Source organism: Spirosoma arboris (assembly GCF_009754945.1).
Lineage (GTDB): Bacteria > Bacteroidota > Bacteroidia > Cytophagales > Spirosomataceae > Spirosoma > Spirosoma arboris.
The window spans coordinates 768,541-787,356 of sequence record NZ_WPIN01000001.1 but is presented as its reverse complement, the minus strand read 5'-3'; the positions used below and the strand labels follow the sequence as shown (position 1 = coordinate 787,356).

The following is an 18,816-nucleotide window of genomic DNA, read 5'->3' as shown; positions in this document are numbered from 1 at the left end:
CCATGAAGTTGTTGTCATGTTAATAAACTCGATTATTTTTGTTAACCTTCCTCAAACCGTGACTTTGCTCCTTAATGACGACCAAAATTCTACTGGCTGATGACGAAAAAGATCTGGAAGATCTGTTCCGGCAACAGTTTCGCCAACAAATTCAGAATAAAACCTACGAATTCCTGTTTGCCCACGATGGTCAGCAGGCACTGACTATTCTGGAACAGCACCCCGACATCGATGTCTTACTCAGTGACATTAACATGCCTGGCATTGATGGGTTAACTTTACTCGCCAAAGTCCCTCTCGTTAATTCTGTTCTACGCACGGTTATTGTCACCGCCTATGGCGACATGCTCAATATCCGGACCGCTATGAATGAAGGGGCTTTCGACTTTTTGACCAAGCCCATTAAGTTCACCGACCTCAAAAAAACGCTGGAAAAAGCGATTCACTCGGCGGCTCAACAACGCGAAATGATTGAACTGAAGGTGATGGACGATATGAAAGCGCGTTTTTTTGCCAACATCACTCATGAGCTTCGTACGCCCCTTTCGCTGATTGTTTCTCCTGTAGACAACCTGCTCGAAACCGCCGAACTGCCTCCTTCTCATCAATATCAGTTAGCCATCGTTCAGCGCAACGCCCGTCAGCTATTACGGTTGTTCAATCAACTGCTGGATATTAACAAACTCGAAGCCAGGCAGATGGAACTTGTCAACGAGGTAGGTGATTTGCCCGAATTTGTGAGTCAAATCGTTGAGCTGTTCCGTCCCTCTACAGATATTAAACAACTGTCCTTAACGTATCAGACAGACCTGCCAGCTGGCAACTACCTCTTCGATTCGGATAAGTGGGAGAAAATTCTTTACAATCTGCTATCAAACGCCATTAAGTTTACGGAGACAGGAGGTATTACGGTCAGTCTAACCAAAACGCCAACGGCTGTTCAGCTAGTTGTCAGCGATACAGGTATTGGTATTATTCCAGAAAAACTTCCCCATATCTTCAACCGCTTTTACCAGGTCGGTGGTTCGGATGCTGGGCCACGTCAGGCTAATCAAGCCCTTCATCGAATCCACATAGGCATAGGTATTGGTCTGGCCTTAGTACATGAACTGGTGACCCGGCTGGGAGGCAGTATTCAGGTTTACCCACAGGAAACGGGTTCAGGAACCCACTTTTTAGTGGAGCTTCCGGTGCAACTGGCAACACCCGAACAGGAATATTACCCATTGACTCCGCCCTCTTTACTCCAATCCGCTCTGGCAGCCCCATTCACATCTCCCGGATTAGCCTATGAGTCTGAACTTAGTGAGTCAGACACAACACCCTTGCTGCTCATTGTGGAAGATAATACTGAACTTCGCGAGTTCATGACGACGGAGTTGATTACTACTTTCCGCATACGATCGGCATCCAATGGATATGACGGCTGGCAACTAGCCAAAGAAGAAATGCCCGACATTATCGTTACCGACCTGATGATGCCGCGCATGGATGGGTATGAATTGATTGAACAACTCAAGCTAAATCCTGAAACAGATCACATTCCGGTCATATTACTGACGGCAAGTTATGACCCCGCGAAGCGCTTAAAAGGGTTGACGTCGGGAGTCGATGATTACCTGACCAAGCCCTTTAGCATGAGTGAACTTCGACTTCGCTTACGAAACATGTTGAACCGGCAGGAAAAACTTCGGGAAACCTTCCGCAAACAGCTCGCTCAGCCCCAACAACCCCAGTCACCAGAGCCGTTAGATACTGTTCAGGAGCAGTTCCTAAGTCGCCTATATCAGTCGTTGGAAGGTCGACTCGATGATTCAACGTTGAGCGTCGAATGGTTGGCCGATGAGTTGGCGATGAGCCGGCGAAAGTTGTACCGTAAACTTCAGAGTTTATTGCAGTTGTCTCCTCACGATGTGATCCGTCAGTACCGACTCCGACGGGCTGTTGATCTGTTGCGGGCAGGGAACAATGTGTCAGAAACAGCGTATAAAGTCGGATTTGAGTCTCCCTCGTATTTCACCAAGCTCTTTAAGGAGTTTTATCAGCAGACTCCCACAGATTATGTGCAGCACTAAGTGAGTATACAACACGTAAACTGACAACAAAATGAATCAGAGACTGAGTGTTATTACTTTAGGCACAGATGATTTAGCCGCTATGAAGCGGTTTTACTCCGAAAAGCTAGGCTGGCAACCGGTGGCAGAAAATAAAGACATTGTCTTTTAAAAGATGAATGGGTTTCTGTTTAGTCTCTTCGACCGAAAAAGTCTGGCTGCTGGTGCTGGTGTATCGGCGAGTGAACATGGTTTCCGCTCATTCACATTCGCTTATAATGTTAGTTCGAAACAAGAGGTTGATCTATTATTTGACGAACTAAAAGAGAAGGGAGTAAATATGCTGAATGAACCGCAAGACACGCCTTTTGGCGGCTATTTCTTTTGTTTTGCGGATGTGGAAGACAATGTACTTGAAGTGGCCTATAACCCATACATTCCACTGGATGAAAGCGGTAATGCCATCTCTCACAATAACATTGATAATCTGTGAGTCTCAGTTAGATACGGCACTGAGTTTACTTACAGAAGTTGTCAAGAAAAGTACTTAGGAAGAAGGGGAAGTTGTTTTAGCTACCGAACTGGCTCTGGGTCAACAATAAATACGCCGTCAATAAAAGTGTTAATTACTGAGCCAGATAGCCGCCATCGATAGGGTAATACGAACTGGTCACGAATGAGGCCTTATCGGAGGATAGCCAGATTACCAATTCAGCTACTTCTTCGGCCCTTCCCAACCGGCCGATGGGGTGCAGACCGATCAGCATCTTCCTGACGTCATCGGACAATACGTTCAGCAAAGGCGTGTCGATATAGGCGGGTCCTACCGCATTGATACGAATGCCCCTGGCTGCGTACTCGATAGCGGCTGTCTGGGTCAGCCCCAGTATACCATGTTTGGCGGCTACATATCCCGGCGAATGAGCGGTACCAACCTGCCCCAAAATCGACGCCATATTGATGATTGAGCCAGGGGTGTTCTGGCGGAGCATGGCTTCCAGTTCGTATTTCAGGCAGTAAAAAACACTGTTGAGGTTTACGTTAATAATCTTCTGCCAGCCTTCCAGCGAATAGTCTGCAGTTAGGTTCAACTCACCGCCAATACCGGCATTATTGCAGGCTATATCGAGCTGACCAAATGACGAAACCGTCTCCTCAACCAGTTGCTGGCACTGTACCGGGTCGCCCACGTCGGCTTTGAAAAAACGGGCATTAACCCCTGCGGTTTTCAACTGCTCGGCCACCTGCTGTCCCTGAGCCTCGTCAATATCTGATAGCATTACATTCGCTCCGTGCTGACCATAAAGCAGCGCAACGGCTTTACCAATTCCAGAAGCAGCTCCGGTTACCAGAGCGGTCTTCCCTTGCAAGTCCTTATCCATAAAAAATTAGATTATCGTTTTCCTGAGCCCGCCTAAGTAAAACTGGCGTCTTAGCAAGTCAAAATAAGCCGTTTATCCAGCCATTCACTATGAGCAATTACAGGTATGGAATTGACAATAATCAGTCAAAGGCAACTGATTGTCAGTCATCTTTGCAACTTATTGAACACATTTCAATAGGTCTGTATAGGATATGGAGTGGAAGTCGAAGTAGTTATCCAGAACAGCCTTTGGCTTATTGTTTACTGAACATAAACCAATAATCTTTGCTTTTTATGGAATGCCTAGTGATTGTGATACTATAGAACGTTATGACAAAAGCAATTTTTATCGCTTCGGTGGAGCCCTACACCGGCAAATCATTATTGGCATTGGGCCTGGTCAACCGGCTGCTGGGTAAAACAAAGAATATTGGCTATTTTAAACCTATCATCGCCCAACAAACGCCCGGTCAGAAAGAAGTTCATATTGAAGCAATTCTGGACTACTTCGCCCTGCCTATCAGTTACGAGGATACCTACGCGTTCACCCGGCAGGAAGCCCTGCAACAAATGGAGTCGGAAGGCCGGAGCGACATGCTCAATACGATCATCAGCAAGTATAAAAAGCTCGAAGAAAGCTGTGACTTTACCGTCATAGAAGGCAGCGATTTTCTGGGTGAGGGAGTCGCATTTGAGTTTGAATCCAATGCCGCTATTGCCAAAAACCTGGGTGCTCCTGTGCTCATTGTCATCACGGGGGAGGGCAAATCAACGGCTCAGCTAGTCAGTTCTGCTCTGAGTACTCTGCAAGGGTTTGAAGGCCGGGAGGTGCAGGTGCTGGGTATTGTTGCCAATCGGGTCAAGGCGGAGCAGGTTGACGACGTTCGGGCGTTACTCCAGATGCAATTACCTACCGACATCCTGATTTCGGTAGTCCCCTGGGAAAAAGGATTGCAAAGTCCGACCATGAACGAAATCAGGAACGCACTGAATGCCAAGGTGCTTATCGGCGAAAGCCTCCTGTCCAATCAGGTCGATAATTTTGTTACCGGAGCCATGATGCTGCCCAACTTCCTGAATTACATCAAAGAAAATGTACTGATTGTAACGCCGGGTGACCGGGGCGACATCATCATTGGTGCCTTACAGGCGAATCTGTCGACCAATTACCCCAAAGTGGCGGGTATTGTCCTGACGGCAGGCACCGAGCCCGATGAACCTGTGACCCGACTCATTTCGGGACTTCAGACGGTTATTCCGATCCTGACCGTGCAGAAGGGGACCTTTGAAACCACGACCGCTATCGGCGGCATCCATTCACGCATAACGGCCGATAATCGAAAGAAAATCGAGCTGGCCATTACCGTGTTTGAAAAATATGTGGATACGAAGTCGCTGGACGATAAGCTCGTTACGTTTCAGTCGGAAGGCATAACGCCACACATGTTTCAGTATCAACTCGTTAAGGCCGCCAAGAGTCAGAAGAAACACATCGTTCTACCAGAAGGCAATGATGACCGTATCCTGAAAGCAGCTGCCCGCCTGATTGCCCAACATGTGGTTGAGTTGACCATTCTGGGCGATCCGACTGAAATTATGGCTTCCATCAAGCGGCTTGGCTTACAACTGGATACGAGTATGATCAACATCATTAATCCAGCCACATCCGAGTATTACGAATCGTATGCCGATACGCTTTATGAACTGCGCAAAACGAAACAGGTGAATCTCGATATGGCGCGGGACATGTTGCTGGACGTCTCGTATTTTGGCACCATGATGGTGTATAAGGGCCATGCCGATGGGATGGTTTCGGGTGCAGTTCATACCACGCAGCACACGATCCGGCCCGCCCTACAATTTATCAAAACCAAACCGGGTGTTTCGCTGGTATCATCGGTGTTCTTTATGTGCCTGCCCGAGCGCGTCGCTGTCTTTGGCGACTGCGCAGTAAATCCAAATCCAACCGCTCCGCAACTAGCCGAAATTGCCATTTCCTCCGCCGAGAGCAGCGCTCGTTTTGGCATTGAACCCCGTATTGCCATGCTTTCTTACTCTTCGGGTACCTCGGGCGAAGGGGAAGATGTAGAAAAGGTGAGGCAGGCCACGGCTATTGTCCGGCAAAAACGGCCGGATTTAAACATTGAAGGCCCTATTCAATACGACGCAGCCGTAGATCCGCTGGTGGGTCGCCAGAAACTGCCGGATTCAACCGTAGCGGGCCGTGCGAGCGTATTAATTTTTCCGGATTTGAATACGGGCAACAATACCTACAAAGCCGTGCAGCGGGAAACCGGAGCGCTGGCCATCGGCCCGATGTTACAAGGTCTTAACAAGCCCATCAACGACCTGAGTCGGGGGTGCACAGTCGATGATATTTTTAATACCGTCGTTATTACGGCCATCCAGGCCCAGGATAACCAATAATAATCGAAAGAGAATCTAGAGTATGCATATTCTTGTGATCAATTCGGGGAGCAGTTCGTTAAAATACCAGCTCTTCGCCATGCCTGCCGAACAACCACTATGTTCAGGACTGATTGAACGAATTGGTACGGAGGATTCGGTAATTCGCCACAAGATTTTAACCGGACAGTCTCCTCAAACTATTGAGCGTAAAGAGTCCATTGTCGATCACGCGGCTGGCCTTCAGCAGATGCTGAATTTATTGTCTGATTCGGACGTAGGCGTAATTCGGTCGCGGGATGAGATTACGGCGATTGGGCACCGGGTCGTACATGGTGGTGAATACTTTGCAAATGCCACATTGATTACGCCGACGGTTAAAGAAACCATAAAATCGCTCTTTTCACTGGCTCCGCTACATAACCCCATCAATTATGAATGCATCGAGATGGCAGAGAAAACCTTTCCCAATGCCAAACAAATAGCGGTATTCGATACGGCTTTTCACCAGACCATGCCCGAATACGCCTTCCGATACGCCCTACCAGACGCTTTATACCGGGACGAGAGCATTCGCGCCTACGGCTTTCATGGCACCAGTCATAAGTACGTCAGCCAGAAAGCTATAAGCTGGCTCAATAAGCCGGATGCCAGCCTGATTAGTATTCACCTCGGCAATGGATGCAGCATCACCGCCATTCAGGGAGGCAAGTCGATAGATACCAGCATGGGGTTTGGCCCATTAAGTGGACTGGTTATGGGCAGCCGATCGGGCGATATTGACCCGTCTGTTATTTTCCATTTACTAGCGAACGGCTATAGCTCCGATGAGGTGAGCAACCTGCTTAATAAACAGTCAGGCATGCAGGGACTTACCGGCTTCAGTGATATGCGGGATATTGGAAAAGCGGTGAATTCTGGTAGCGCAGCCGCAGCGTTGGCCTGTGAAATCTATGCCTATCGGGTCAGGAAATACATTGGTGCTTATGCCGCTATCCTGAACAGGCTAGATGCACTGATCTTTACCGCTGGCGTAGGAGAAAATGACAGTAGCATGCGCCAGCGGATTTGTAGCAACCTCGATTTTCTGAACATTCACCTCGATCCCCAGAAAAACAGCGCTCTTTCCGGCGAAATTCGCGCGATTCATACCGATGATTCACCCGTCAGGATTCTGGTCATACCCACCAATGAAGAACTTGAGATTGCCAATCAGAGCTTTGCGCTGTTGCACAACGATTGATCTACTTAAGACAATACAGCGGGGATACATTGTCCTCGGTCATAAACTGGACAGATTCAGCTATCCTCTGTTTTCAATGAAATATGTAATCTATTTTTCATTTTTCGACTCGTTATCAAATTTTCTGTAACTTGGCACGTTTCACGTTACTAGTGTGTTATGATTGTCAGTTACCGACATAAGGGTTTGGAGTTATACGCTACCAAAGGCGATCGCTCGAAATTGCATCAACCGCATATTCAGAAAATAAAAATTATCCTGACGCGATTAGATGCAGCTACAAGTCCACAAACAATGGATCAGCCAGGCTACAAATTTCACCCCTTATCAGGCAATTTAGCAGGCTTTTACTCCGTCAAAGTGTCGGGCAATTACCGAATCATTTTCCGCTTTGAGGGTGAGAATGCGCATGATGTGGATTATGTTGATTACCATTAAAAAAGTAAATAACTATGGCACTTTTTGATCCTGCCCATCCGGGCGAATTGATCCGCGAAACGCTCGACGGGTTACGTGAAGAAACGGGGCAAAAACTAACTGTGCAGGAAGTGGCCGATGGATTAGGCACTACCCGTAAAACGCTTTCTGCCATTATTAACGGCAAGCAAAGTGTAACGCCTGAAATGGCTTTGCGTTTAGGTACAGCTTTTGCGAACACAACGCCAGAATTTTGGCTGAAGGTGCAGGAGAATTACGATCTAGCTCAGGCACGGCGTAAAGTGGATACCAGTAAGGTACGGGTGTTCTGGAAGCCAAGTGGTTTGACTATACAATCTGTATAAAATTAGACCGTATCTCGTTTTGAAGACTGCGACATTCACGACGTGAACTATGTCGTTTACCCCTAAAGAAAGTAGCGGCTACCTATGTTCGACACCCCTCATCTTAATTTTCATTTCGCTGTCCGGCAACTCTGTGGACTGCCCGATGCGGCCGATGCCATCGATATTACCACGGCCTTCGTGAACGTTCGGAGGGAGATGCACTATTTGCTTGATTCCGTGGAGGAGGATGACGTAATACCTTATCAGCCAGCAGGTAGGCTCATTGAACAAATTTGTCAAACGGAGTTAGTTGCTTATTTGCGAGGTGATCGCTCGGCTCTGTCTCTGTCACGACTTCGTGACAAGGTACAAGAGGCAGAAAGGCTGTTGCCGTAACTAGAATCCACCTAATCCAACTCAAGAACTCATCTTGTTAAAAAATTACCCAAAAACCCACTATGCGAAAACTAGCCTTACTCACCTTATTGATACTTTCTTCTGCATTGACCTATGCGCAGAACGTATGGAACGGAAAGAAATGTGCCGTGGCACTCACCTACGATGATGCCTTGCTGGTTCACCTGGATAATGTCGTTCCCGTTCTGGATTCGTTTGGACTGAAGGGAACCTTCTATTTGTCTGGCTATTTTCCGGGTTTCGCCAACAATATATCTCGCTGGAAATCGGCAGCTAACAAGGGCCATGAGCTGGCCAATCATACACTGTTCCATCCCTGCGCGGGCGACCGTCCGGGTCGGGAGTGGGTGAATCCCAATAACGATTTAAGCAAGTATACCGTAAAACGAATGACGGATGAGATCAAAATGACGAATATTCTGCTCAAAACCCTCGACGGTCAAACCGAACGCACCTTTGCGTATCCCTGTGGCGATACCAAGATTGGCGACGTTGATTATTACAAAACCGTCGAAACTGATTTTGTAGCCGCACGAGGTACCAAAAGCGAGATGACGAAAATTACCGAAATCAATCTCGCCGACATCGGCGCATATGGCATCAATGGACAGACAGGCGAGCAGATGATTGAGCTGGTGAAACAGGCGCAGGCCAGCAATTCGCTGCTCGTCTTTCTGTTTCATGGCGTGGGTGGTGGACACTCACTGAATGTGGCGCTGGCTGAACACAATAAGCTAGTGCGGTATTTGAAGCAGAACGAAGCCACGATCTGGGTAGCGCCCTTTATCGAAATTGCAAAGTATGCCAAAGGGTATTCGTCGAAACAGAAGTAGGGCAATAAACTTCACGCTCAACAGAGCTATCAATTATAACAACCTCACTACAATTCTCCTTTTATTGGACTTCTCAACACAATAAACTTGGCCTTTACAACAAAGCATATCTTTCCGTTTTATACTGAACTTTGCAGCATAAAACGGAAAGGCAATGGAAAAAATAGAGACAGTTTTAGTGACAGGCGGGACAGGCTTTGTCGGCCTGCAAATCGTTCTTCAATTATTGCAAAAAGGATATCGCGTAAAAACCACGCTTCGCTCCTTAAAAAGTAAGGATAGCGTAATTGAAACGCTAAAAGCAAACGGAATTACATCAGTTGATAATCTTTCATTTGTCGAAGCCGAACTGACAAAAGATGACAACTGGGCCGAAGCAATGAAGGATTGCACTTATGTTTTGAGCGTTGCCTCACCTGTATTTTTTGACATACCCAACGATGAAAACGAAGCTATGCGACCAGCTATTGAAGGCATACTTCGAGTCTTAAAATTTGCAAAAAGTGCAGGTATAAAACGTGTAGTAATGACATCCAGTTTTGGAGCACTGGGGTTTAGTCATACAGATAAAAATACAGAAACAACAGAAGCTGATTGGACAGATCCGAATTTAAAAGGACTATCTGCCTACGAGAAATCAAAAGGATTGTCAGAACGTGCAGCATGGGATTTCATTAAGAAAGAAGGCGGAAATCTAGAATTTGCAACCATCAACCCTGTTGCTATTTTAGGACCATCATTAAGCAAACATATTTCGGGAAGTTTTGATATTCTTAACCATTTATTAGATGGCTCCATGAAGGTAGTACCGAATATCCCTCTAAATATTGTTGATGTTCGTGATGTGGCTGATTTACACATTCGTGCCATGACTAATCCTAATGCAAACGGCCAACGCTTTATTGCATCGGCAGATGGACAAATTTCAATGCCCGAAATTGCCCAATTATTAAAAAATAAATTTCCTGAGGCAGCCGCTAAAGTTTCTACCAAAATATTACCTAATTGGATTCTCAATTTTGCATCCTTATTTAGCGCACAGGCAAAAGCAGGTTCAATGCTTTCAAAAGTAAACCGTAATGTGAGCAATGCAAAGGCAAGGAAATTACTAGGCTGGACGCCAATTGCAACTATCGAACAAACTATACTTGCCTCCCTGGAAAGTATTAGTAAATACGGAATTATAAAATGATAGACACAAGCAAAGAACTCGTAGTTGACATCTTAACAGAGCAATTTATTCCAGACCACGTTTTTGTGTGTGTGGCAAAAGGAGCAATACGTTGTTTCGATGGACACAAGAACTATACGTTCAAAGCGGGTGACTATTGTCTGGCTCGAAAAAATAGGTTGGCAAGATATACTATTGAAAAAGGAATAGACGAATTTGAACCAATTATTGTATGTTTAGAAGAAAGATTTCTCAAAAGTTTTCAAGAAAAGCATAAAATAGAAACAGTAAACTTTAGGTCATCGGACACATTCATAAAAATAAATAAGAACAAATTAATCCCAAATTTTATACGTTCTCTAAAACCCTACTACAACAAAATAACAAAAATTGACCAGGCTTTTGAAGATGTTAAAAATGAAGAATTATTGATAATTCTATTACAAAATCAACCAGAGCTTGCAGGAATATTTTTCAACTACAGTATACCAGAAAAGATAGATCTGGAAGAGTTCATGAATCGTAATTACAAATTCAACGTAAGTATTCAGCGATTTGCTTATTTGACAGGTCGCAGTTTATCTGCTTTCAAACGAGATTTCAAAGCGATTTTTAACGAACCACCTAATCAATGGTTAGTAAAAAAACGTTTACAGGAAGCGTATTTACTGATCAACAAAAAGAATAAAAAACCATCTGAAATTTATCTTGATCTAGGCTTTCAGGACTTGTCGCACTTTTCATTCGCGTTCAAAAAACTGTTCTCATACACACCGACAGAATTAATTGCACGAAAGAATACCAGCCATTAATAAAACAAAGATGACCGCTATGGCAGCCATCTTTGCTCCGAGTCGACGCCTTACACTAGTTTCAAATTGGTATCACTAAAGAAACAATTACGGTGTAATCAGTTCAATCGATCCATCGGCGTTCCGTTTTAACTCACGCACTTTAATATTCCGCAGGTGGGTTTTTCCGGATAGCTCAACGTCGTGATAGAAAATATACCACTTCCCATTGAATTCAATAATGGAATGGTGAGTAGTCCAACCTGTCACGGGTTTCATAAAAATTCCCTGATAGGTGAAGGGGCCGTAGGGTGAATTGCTGGTGGCATAAGCCAGAAAATGCGTGTCACCGGTCGAGTATGAGAAATAGTATTTGTCTTTGTATTTGTGCATCCAGGCACCTTCAAAAAAGCGTCGATTATGATCACCGCCGAGCAGTGGTTTGCCGTCTTTGTCAATAATCTGAACGTCTTTAACCGGCTCATCGAACTTGAGCATGTCCTTGCTCATTCGAGCAACTTTGGCACTTAGGGCAGGCTCGTTGTCTTTTTTCAAATCTGTACTCGAGCTTTTGTCATACGTCCCGGTATACCATCGCTGAAGCTGACCGCCCCAGATACCACCGAAATACATGTACGTTTTTCCATCAGTATCTGTAAACACAGCCGGGTCGATGCTATAGCTGCCGGGGATGGGAGCGGGTTCAGCTTTGAAAGGACCCGTCGGCGATTTGCTGGTCGCGACACCGATTCGAAAAATATCTTCCTTATCCTTGACCGGAAAGTATAGGTAATACGTACCGTTTTTATAAGCGGCATCCGGTGCCCACATCTGCCGACCTGCCCAGGGAACATCCTTTATATCCAGCGCGACACCATGATCCGTTACTTTTCCGTTGATGTTATCCATCGAAAAGACGTGGTAATCCCGCATGTTAAAGTGGCCGCCTTCGTCATCCTGCGGCACATTGGCTTCAATGTCGTGAGACGGGTAGATATAAATCTTTCCATTGAATACATGGGCAGATGGGTCTGCGGTGTAGCTATCAGTAACCAGCGGCTTAGGATTAGCCGGGTCACGTTTAGTTGTCGTATTTTGGCAAATCCCTGTTTCAACGGCACCACAAATCAGGGCGATGGCCGCAAGGCTAACTTTATTCGAGATAAACATAGGGTGAGGTTATTTTAAATTCGGACCTGTCGTGTGCCCACCACTGTGCTGACGAAACGCAATGTCACCATCCACAAGAGCCGTTTCAATGGGCGGAAACTCCATGGTCCCCAGATCTTTTTTACCTAAGAGTTTGTAAACAGGACCGGCATACGCACCTCCCAAAAACATCCCTTTAGCATCCACCCAATTGCCTTCTACTTTAGGCGAACCTGAACTGATAAACACCGGACGCGGTGCGCAGAGGGCAACTAACTCATGCGCATCAACGGGCAAATCATTGGGAGTCAATGGACCAGCATACTTAATAAAATTGCCCGCCATCCAATGGTATTCGGCCGAGGAAGCAACGTTTTCAACTTGCTCACCGAATTTACGGCGATGAATCTTAACGCCACCCTCGCCTGATGAGCCTACAAAAGCAATGGCGAATCGGGGCTCATACGCCATCGTTACAATAGTAGCTTTCCCGTAGCGCGACAACCCTTCGATGCCCACCTTTTTGGCATTGACTGCTTTGTCGGTCTCAAAATAATCCAGCGCCCGGCTGGCACCCCACGCCCAGGCCCGTAACGCCCCCCAATCGTCGGGTTTGCGCGGCTGACCTTTGTTGACCAGACCAATGATGCCTTTGGTCAAACCAGCGCCATTGTCGGCCTGATAGCTCGTCGGGTATAAGATCGCGTACCCCCAGCCCTTGGCCAGGAGTTGCTGCTGCCAGGTGGGTTCAGGCTTGGTCGCTTGTGTGGCTGTGCCCGATGTAGCAGTTGTAGATGCTGGCATTCGAAAACCGGGTGGAAAGCGGAAGCCATAGCTCATCATGACAGGTACAGCACTGGTTGCGTTGGCGGGTGTTGAAAGCGTAAGTTCAATATCAACGTTGATCGACGGATAGGATGAGTTATCTACATGACCCACCAGATTCTTGGTAATGACCGGAAAATCGCCATTCATCTCCCTGGTTTCGCTGATTATTTTCCAGGTTACTTTCGGTATGTTCTTCGGAACGCGTCCATACATTTCCCGGTCGAAATCTTCCACGATTTCAGGCCGTCGTTCAGTCCACCACTGTTTGGTTGTAGTTACTTTCTTGCCATTTTTCAGCGTGAGAGGATCGGGCAGGCTGGTATAAGGTGTCGCCTGAGATTCATCGACATTAGCCGCATTGGGTGCGCTCGGATTGCCCGACGGGCCGGGTCGCAGTGAACTAATGTGCAATTGCTCCAGCATCTGGGCGTGGTCTGCCGCCGACTCTTTTTGGATAATCGCCTGAGCGGCCATAAAAGCCTTTCTCGCCGAATCGGGTTCCTGAGCGACGGCCGTCAGACTCATCAACGTGTAAACGATCAGGAGATAACTTGTCTTTTTCATGAGCTGAAAAGGTTGATGATTTAGGGAGTAGTAAGGGTTTAGTCTAAAAATCGGTTGGGCTTGTCGTAAAGGGCGATGCGGGCAGCCCTTCCTTATTGTACAAATTCGCACCTTCCGGATTATCGGCCCAGGCGTAACGCACTACAATCGGTTCAGTTATCTGGTCGCTCCAGACAATCACCTGATTGCCTTTCAGTTTGGCCGTCGCCCAGACAAAGTGTTTATCAGAACCGGCGATGGCAAACTGCTTTAGCTCCTCTCCGCCTTTAGCAATCAGGCCGCTACCGACATTGGAAAACGTAAGGGTAAGTTTATTCCCGTCCCGTTTCATGGATTGATAGAGTGGCCCGGAGTACACGAGATTCTTTTCTCCATAGGCCACTTTTTCAGCCGCCAGGGCGAGTCGTTGGCCGACTGTTTCTTTGTTCAATGGATGGATATCATTCCATTCACCCACGTCTATACTAACGGTCATCGCCGTATTCGGAACCGAGAGCGTTTTTAGCTGAGCTTCGCGTAATGCTGCCCATTGGCTCTCGGCAGGCTGATCGTTAGTCGGGAGATAGTTGGCCAGCTGAACATACAGAAACGGAAAATCACTAGGAGCGGCTCCCGTCTGATGCCATTTCTGCCGCCAGTCGGCAATTAAAGCGGGAAGAAGCTGGGCGTAGTCGGTTGCGTTACTCACATTGGCTTCTCCCTGATACCAGAGGGCACCTTTGATAGTGTAATTGACCAGTGGAGCAATCATGCCATTGAATAAGCCGCCGGGTTTGTACTGAAAAAACGTGGTACCGGGTAGCGGACCCATCATGGCACCCACCTGATACTGCCAATTGCCTTTGAGGTCAATAGTCTGACCATCAGCGATTAGTTCGTAGCGCTTATCGGGAATGAAACCACCTTTCCCATTCGTATTGATCACCCGTACCACCACCGTATTTTTGCCCGCTTTGAGCAGATTGGCAGGCAAGTCGTAGCGCCGGGGTGGATATTGGTAGCCTATTGTCCCGGCAAACACACCATTGACGAATACAGAATCGGCATCGACAATCCGACCCATGAATAGCTTAGCGGGTTTGTTGATCATACTGGCTGGCACGTCGATTTCTTTCCGAAACCAGACAACGCCATTCCCTTTTGGGGCACCCGCATCTTCCCAGAAACCAGGCAGTTGCATGCTTGGCCAGGCCGATGCATCGTAGGCTGGATTGGTCCAGTTTTTTTCACCCTTCCAGCCCTTGTCCTGCTGTCGCAACTGCGCATACCAAGCACGAATGGCCGACTGCTCGCTTTGCTGAATTCCCTTTACATACGTACTGTCTTTTACTTTCTCGGCTATGGCCAAGTGCGCAGGAAAGGCCTTCAGAGCCTCTTTACTCAGCCAGGCTTCAGCAGGAGTTCCGCCCACACTGGCATTAATCAATCCAATGGGTACGTGGTATTTTTCGTACAGGTCTTTCGCGAAGAAATAGGCTACAGCCGAAAAACGCATCACCGTCTGTGGACTAGCCGATTCCCAGCGTCCTGCCGGCGTATCCTCTAGTGGCCCCTGAAACGTATAGCGCATAGGCAAAACGAAATGCCGGATGGCCGGATAATTCGCCTGGGCAATTAGGTCAGCATAGCGCTCCTTAACCCGTTCCATGGGCAGTACCATATTCGATTGACCCGAACAAAGCCACACATCGCCAACCATAACATCATTCAGGATCAGTTGATTACTGCCTTTAATCTGCATCTGGTAAGGTCCGCCCGCTTTCATGGCGGGCAATTTGAGTGCCCACTTACCATCCTCTCCGGTTGTGGTAGTACCGCTTTGTCCGTTTAAGGTAATACTTACCGATTCACCGGCTTTGGCCCAGCCCCAGAGGTTCACGGGCACATCCCGCTGTAGCACCATACCATCACTCACTAAGCGAGGTAGCCTGACCTGACCAAAGGCTGTTTGGCAGGCGAGTAATAGTCCTAAGTAAAAAATTTGGAACCGGAATACAGCGTACGGTATCATAGCCAAATGAAACATCAGGCGAGTTTAACTCGTTGAGAAGAACCTCTGACAATCAGGTCGTAATTCAGCAGAATCGTATTGGTGGCACTCAGTCGCAATAAACCGTTCAGGTGGTTTATTAAGCTTTGTGCAGCGATTTCGCCCATTTCCTGACCGGGATAGTGAATAGTTGTCAGGGTAGGATCGATCACCAGCGAAACAGGGTCGTTATTAAACCCCACAACGGCAATGTCGTTCGGAATGGAAAAACCACTTTGTTTTAAAGCACCCATACAACTCACCGCACAAAAATCACTGGACACGAAAAGGCCATCGGGTGGTGTGGGCATCCGTTTAATATAAGCAGCAATGTCGAGACCGTCCTGCCGGGTCAGGTTTGTACTCCGCTCCAGCTCGTCTCCACCCGGCAGTCCATGCTCAAGCAACGCCAGCCTATATCCCTTAAGTCGGTCGGCATATACATTCCGTTTCAGGCTACCCGAAACGTGCATGATCCGCTTACAGCCCTGTTCTATCAAATGGATGGTCGCATCATAACCCGCCTTCAGGTTGTCGATAACAATGTTGGTGCAATTTTTCTGCTGAACGACCCGATCAAATAGAATCAGCGGAATGCCTTTTCGGAAAAACGCATTGAAGTGGTCAAGGTTCTCCGTGTCAGACGACAGCGACACCAACAGGCCATCAACCCGACTATCGAACATGGTTTTCGCATTCGTCACTTCTTTTTTTATCGATTCGAGCGACTGGCTGATAATCAGGTTGTAATTGCTCTCATTTACCACTTTTTCCATACCTGCCAGCACCGTCGACATAAAAGCGCTATCCAGGCGGGGGACAATAACGCCAATTGTATTCGTTCGTTGCCGCCGTAGATTGCTCGCAAACATGTTGGAGCGGTACCCCATCTCCAGCGCCTTACTGGTAATGATCGTTTTGGTATTGCTATTAATTGCAGGATGATCGTTCAGGGCACGGCTCACCGTTGCCGGAGAAAGCTGCAACTGTTTCGCAATATCATAGATCGTGACTTCCTTCTGCATTATCTAAGGTATGCTCTAGGTGAATGAGCAAAATACAACTTTATAGTTTAGCCCTATTGCAATCGGTTGATTTCAGGCAATTAGGTGCATAAACTACAGGTTTTAACAGTAATACTAAATCAGCTTACGTCCTGTTTTTAGGGACTAATTATCCTTGAGATCAATATAAATTCGGCTATTTTGCAATAATATGAAAAATAGCCGATTAAATTATTTTTAGGAAAGTTTGTTATGCAACCGATTGCTTTATGAATTTAATAGTAAGAACTTTATATATTGAAATTCTTGTGGAGCGGTATTTACACCCCTTGGCAGCTTTTCGTTTATCATAGGTTTGTGCCTACACCCTCCTGCCAGTTGGCAGGAGGGTTGTTTTTGAGCAGCTTTCGCGTGAAAACTGATTTTAGCTTACTTAGCTCCACCAAAATCTAACGCCCAGGAACCCTATATCTCCATTCATGATTCGTCTATATAGTCTGTTCAGTGTACTTTTCTTAGCCATCTCGGCGGTTGCACAATCGAGCATCAATCTGCCTCACCTGCAAAAGCAAGGATCAACATCGCAGTTGATCGTTTCCGGAAAGCCATTTCTGATGCTGGGTGGTGAGTTAGGCAATTCCAGTGCTTCAGACATGGAGTATATGAAACCGATCTGGCCAAAACTCCAGCAGATGCACGTAAATACGGTACTGGCCCCCATCTATTGGGAATTACTAGAGCCGCAGGAAGGCAAGTTCGATTTTACACTGGTCGATGAGTTGGTCAAAGACGCCCGCCAGCACCAGATTAAACTCGTGCTACTGTGGTTTGGCAGTTGGAAAAACAGCATGTCCTGTTACGTACCGGCCTGGGTCAAAACAGATACGAAACGCTTTCCCAGAGTTCAGACGAAGGCTGGGAAGGCCGTTGAAATTCTAACCCCGTTTGGTAAAAATAGTCTGGATGCTGATATAAAAGCGTTTAGTGCATTGATGCGACACATCCGCGAGACGGACGAGCGGCAGCAAACGGTTATTATGATTCAGGTCGAAAACGAGATCGGGATGCTGCCCGAAGCCCGGGACCATTCGGCGTTAGCCAATACGGCTTTTGATCAACCTGTCCCGAAATCACTCATTCAGCATTTACAGACCAATAAAGCGGCATTGGCACCAGCGGTTCGGAGCGCCTGGCAAACGAACGGAGCTAAGACAAGTGGCAATTGGGAAGCGGTATTCGGAAAGAGTCTGTCTACAGATGAAATCTTCATTGCCTGGCATCTGGCTCAGTATGCGAATCGGGTAACAGAAGCCGGAAAGGGCATCTATCCTATTCCCATGTTTGTGAATGCGGCTCTGAATCGTCCGAACGTAAAACCAGGTGATTACCCAAGTGGTGGCCCACTGCCGCATATCATCGACATCTGGAAAGTTGGCGCTCCCACACTGGATTTCCTCTCGCCCGACTTTTATAACCCCGACTTCAACTACTGGAACGACTTATATAGTCGCCCGGACAATCCACTTTTTATTCCAGAAATTCGTTTTGAGCCTGCCAATGCTGCCAGAGTCTTTTACGCTATCGGCCATTATGATGCGATGGGGTTTTCGCCTTTCTCGATTGAATCGACGGATAAACCAGCCGAAGGACCAATTGCCAAAAGTTATCATGTACTAACCCAACTTAGTCCGACGATTCTGGCACATCAGGGCAAAGGCGTCATGAATGGCATGTTATTCGACAAAAAGATGGCCATCGATACCGTTCATCTGGGCGGCTACACGTTTATCTGCAAACATGATTATACGCTGGGTTGGTCGCCGAAAGCAAAAGAGGATGAATGGCCGACAACAGGCGGGTTGATTATTCAGACAGGCCCTAACGATTTCACAATTGCTGGATCGGGAATTGTGATTACCTGCCTCTCCGATCAGCCCCAAACGCCGAACGCAGGCATTTTGCAACTGGACGAAGGGCATTACGTAGATGGAAAATGGAAACCCGGAAGACGACTAAACGGCGATCAGGATCATCAGGGGCGACACATTCGCATTCCGGTCGGGGACTATGGTATTCAGAAACTGACGTTATACCGATTCTAGAGACTATCTTAAGTTTTTACCGTTTACTTTAGCGACTCCTGAAACCACTTATGGAGCCGCACAACTTTTATGCGGCAATTCGAAAAAGGAATTTCTTC

At 47.0% G+C, this 18,816-nt stretch carries 15 protein-coding genes and 1 pseudogene; 11 read left to right on the top strand and 5 right to left on the bottom strand.

Annotation, left to right across the window (positions count from 1 at the left end):
- The first annotated feature begins 74 nt into the window (after nucleotides 1-74).
- The gene (locus GO755_RS03180; RefSeq protein WP_157583105.1) at nucleotides 75-2,075 is read left to right on the top strand and encodes a response regulator; all 2,001 of its coding nucleotides are present in this window, start codon (nucleotides 75-77) and stop codon (nucleotides 2,073-2,075) included.
- A gap of 31 nt (nucleotides 2,076-2,106) precedes the next feature.
- A pseudogene (locus tag GO755_RS03175) lies at nucleotides 2,107-2,547 on the top strand (VOC family protein).
- A 133-nt stretch (nucleotides 2,548-2,680) separates the two neighbouring features.
- Here GO755_RS03175 and GO755_RS03170 read toward each other — a convergent pair.
- Nucleotides 2,681-3,436: an SDR family NAD(P)-dependent oxidoreductase gene (locus GO755_RS03170; RefSeq protein ID WP_157583103.1), complete on the bottom strand. Its 756-nt coding sequence runs from the start codon at nucleotides 3,434-3,436 to the stop codon at nucleotides 2,681-2,683.
- Between the two features lie 311 nt (nucleotides 3,437-3,747).
- Here GO755_RS03170 and pta point away from each other — a divergent pair, with 311 nt between their 5' ends.
- The 8 genes from pta to GO755_RS03130 all read left to right on the top strand — a co-directional run bounded on the left by pta (nucleotide 3,748) and on the right by GO755_RS03130 (nucleotide 11,063).
- Complete coding sequence (pta, locus tag GO755_RS03165) at nucleotides 3,748-5,844, top strand: phosphate acetyltransferase (RefSeq protein ID WP_157583102.1); 2,097 nt, start codon at nucleotides 3,748-3,750, stop codon at nucleotides 5,842-5,844.
- Between the two features lie 22 nt (nucleotides 5,845-5,866).
- Nucleotides 5,867-7,066 carry an acetate/propionate family kinase gene (locus GO755_RS03160; RefSeq protein WP_157583101.1) on the top strand — a complete coding sequence of 400 codons (1,200 nt, stop codon included), beginning with the start codon at nucleotides 5,867-5,869 and terminating at the stop codon, nucleotides 7,064-7,066.
- 159 nt (nucleotides 7,067-7,225) lie between these two features.
- The gene (locus GO755_RS03155) at nucleotides 7,226-7,504 is read left to right on the top strand and encodes a type II toxin-antitoxin system RelE/ParE family toxin (protein ID WP_157583100.1); all 279 of its coding nucleotides are present in this window, start codon (nucleotides 7,226-7,228) and stop codon (nucleotides 7,502-7,504) included.
- A 14-nt stretch (nucleotides 7,505-7,518) separates the two neighbouring features.
- The gene (locus GO755_RS03150; protein ID WP_157583099.1) at nucleotides 7,519-7,848 is read left to right on the top strand and encodes a HigA family addiction module antitoxin; all 330 of its coding nucleotides are present in this window, start codon (nucleotides 7,519-7,521) and stop codon (nucleotides 7,846-7,848) included.
- 84 nt (nucleotides 7,849-7,932) lie between these two features.
- Entirely contained in the window at nucleotides 7,933-8,226 is a 294-nt protein-coding gene (locus GO755_RS03145) for a hypothetical protein (protein ID WP_157583098.1), read from the top strand.
- Between the two features lie 62 nt (nucleotides 8,227-8,288).
- Nucleotides 8,289-9,080 (top strand): polysaccharide deacetylase family protein, encoded by a 792-nt coding sequence (locus tag GO755_RS03140; RefSeq protein WP_157583097.1) that lies wholly within the window; start codon nucleotides 8,289-8,291, stop codon nucleotides 9,078-9,080.
- 154 nt (nucleotides 9,081-9,234) lie between these two features.
- Nucleotides 9,235-10,272, top strand: coding sequence for an SDR family oxidoreductase (locus GO755_RS03135; RefSeq protein WP_157583096.1), 1,038 nt, complete (start codon nucleotides 9,235-9,237; stop codon nucleotides 10,270-10,272).
- Nucleotides 10,269-11,063: a helix-turn-helix domain-containing protein gene (locus GO755_RS03130; RefSeq protein WP_157583095.1), complete on the top strand. Its 795-nt coding sequence runs from the start codon at nucleotides 10,269-10,271 to the stop codon at nucleotides 11,061-11,063. The genes GO755_RS03135 and GO755_RS03130 overlap by 4 nt, the downstream gene beginning before the upstream one ends.
- Before the next feature lie 87 nt (nucleotides 11,064-11,150).
- Here GO755_RS03130 and GO755_RS03125 read toward each other — a convergent pair whose 3' ends face one another.
- Genes GO755_RS03125 through GO755_RS03110 form a run of 4 tightly spaced genes read right to left on the bottom strand, consistent with a single transcriptional unit; the run spans nucleotide 11,151 to nucleotide 16,637 of the window.
- On the bottom strand, nucleotides 11,151-12,212 hold the full coding sequence (locus tag GO755_RS03125; protein ID WP_157583094.1) for a glycoside hydrolase family 43 protein: 1,062 nt from the start codon (nucleotides 12,210-12,212) through the stop codon (nucleotides 11,151-11,153).
- Between the two features lie 9 nt (nucleotides 12,213-12,221).
- Nucleotides 12,222-13,583: a glucuronyl esterase domain-containing protein gene (locus tag GO755_RS03120; protein WP_157583093.1), complete on the bottom strand. Its 1,362-nt coding sequence runs from the start codon at nucleotides 13,581-13,583 to the stop codon at nucleotides 12,222-12,224.
- Between the two features lie 43 nt (nucleotides 13,584-13,626).
- On the bottom strand, nucleotides 13,627-15,594 hold the full coding sequence (locus tag GO755_RS03115; RefSeq protein WP_157583092.1) for a sialate O-acetylesterase: 1,968 nt from the start codon (nucleotides 15,592-15,594) through the stop codon (nucleotides 13,627-13,629).
- Between the two features lie 14 nt (nucleotides 15,595-15,608).
- Nucleotides 15,609-16,637: a LacI family DNA-binding transcriptional regulator gene (locus GO755_RS03110; protein ID WP_157583091.1), complete on the bottom strand. Its 1,029-nt coding sequence runs from the start codon at nucleotides 16,635-16,637 to the stop codon at nucleotides 15,609-15,611.
- Between the two features lie 458 nt (nucleotides 16,638-17,095).
- Here GO755_RS03110 and GO755_RS03105 point away from each other — a divergent pair, with 458 nt between their 5' ends.
- On the top strand, nucleotides 17,096-18,718 hold the full coding sequence (locus GO755_RS03105) for a GH35 family beta-galactosidase (RefSeq protein ID WP_157583090.1): 1,623 nt from the start codon (nucleotides 17,096-17,098) through the stop codon (nucleotides 18,716-18,718).
- The last annotated feature ends 98 nt before the right edge of the window (nucleotides 18,719-18,816 follow it).

Bases quoted from the DNA above. Each gene is read 5' to 3' on its own strand.
- GO755_RS03180 (WP_157583105.1), top strand. From the start codon at position 75: ATGACGACCAAAATTCTACTGGCTGATGACGAAAAAGATCTGGAAGAT.
- GO755_RS03170 (WP_157583103.1), bottom strand. From the start codon at position 3,436: ATGGATAAGGACTTGCAAGGGAAGACCGCTCTGGTAACCGGAGCTGCT.
- pta (WP_157583102.1), top strand. From the start codon at position 3,748: ATGACAAAAGCAATTTTTATCGCTTCGGTGGAGCCCTACACCGGCAAA.
- GO755_RS03160 (WP_157583101.1), top strand. From the start codon at position 5,867: ATGCATATTCTTGTGATCAATTCGGGGAGCAGTTCGTTAAAATACCAG.
- GO755_RS03155 (WP_157583100.1), top strand. From the start codon at position 7,226: ATGATTGTCAGTTACCGACATAAGGGTTTGGAGTTATACGCTACCAAA.
- GO755_RS03150 (WP_157583099.1), top strand. From the start codon at position 7,519: ATGGCACTTTTTGATCCTGCCCATCCGGGCGAATTGATCCGCGAAACG.
- GO755_RS03145 (WP_157583098.1), top strand. From the start codon at position 7,933: ATGTTCGACACCCCTCATCTTAATTTTCATTTCGCTGTCCGGCAACTC.
- GO755_RS03140 (WP_157583097.1), top strand. From the start codon at position 8,289: ATGCGAAAACTAGCCTTACTCACCTTATTGATACTTTCTTCTGCATTG.
- GO755_RS03135 (WP_157583096.1), top strand. From the start codon at position 9,235: ATGGAAAAAATAGAGACAGTTTTAGTGACAGGCGGGACAGGCTTTGTC.
- GO755_RS03130 (WP_157583095.1), top strand. From the start codon at position 10,269: ATGATAGACACAAGCAAAGAACTCGTAGTTGACATCTTAACAGAGCAA.
- GO755_RS03125 (WP_157583094.1), bottom strand. From the start codon at position 12,212: ATGTTTATCTCGAATAAAGTTAGCCTTGCGGCCATCGCCCTGATTTGT.
- GO755_RS03120 (WP_157583093.1), bottom strand. From the start codon at position 13,583: ATGAAAAAGACAAGTTATCTCCTGATCGTTTACACGTTGATGAGTCTG.
- GO755_RS03115 (WP_157583092.1), bottom strand. From the start codon at position 15,594: ATGATACCGTACGCTGTATTCCGGTTCCAAATTTTTTACTTAGGACTA.
- GO755_RS03110 (WP_157583091.1), bottom strand. From the start codon at position 16,637: ATGCAGAAGGAAGTCACGATCTATGATATTGCGAAACAGTTGCAGCTT.
- GO755_RS03105 (WP_157583090.1), top strand. From the start codon at position 17,096: ATGATTCGTCTATATAGTCTGTTCAGTGTACTTTTCTTAGCCATCTCG.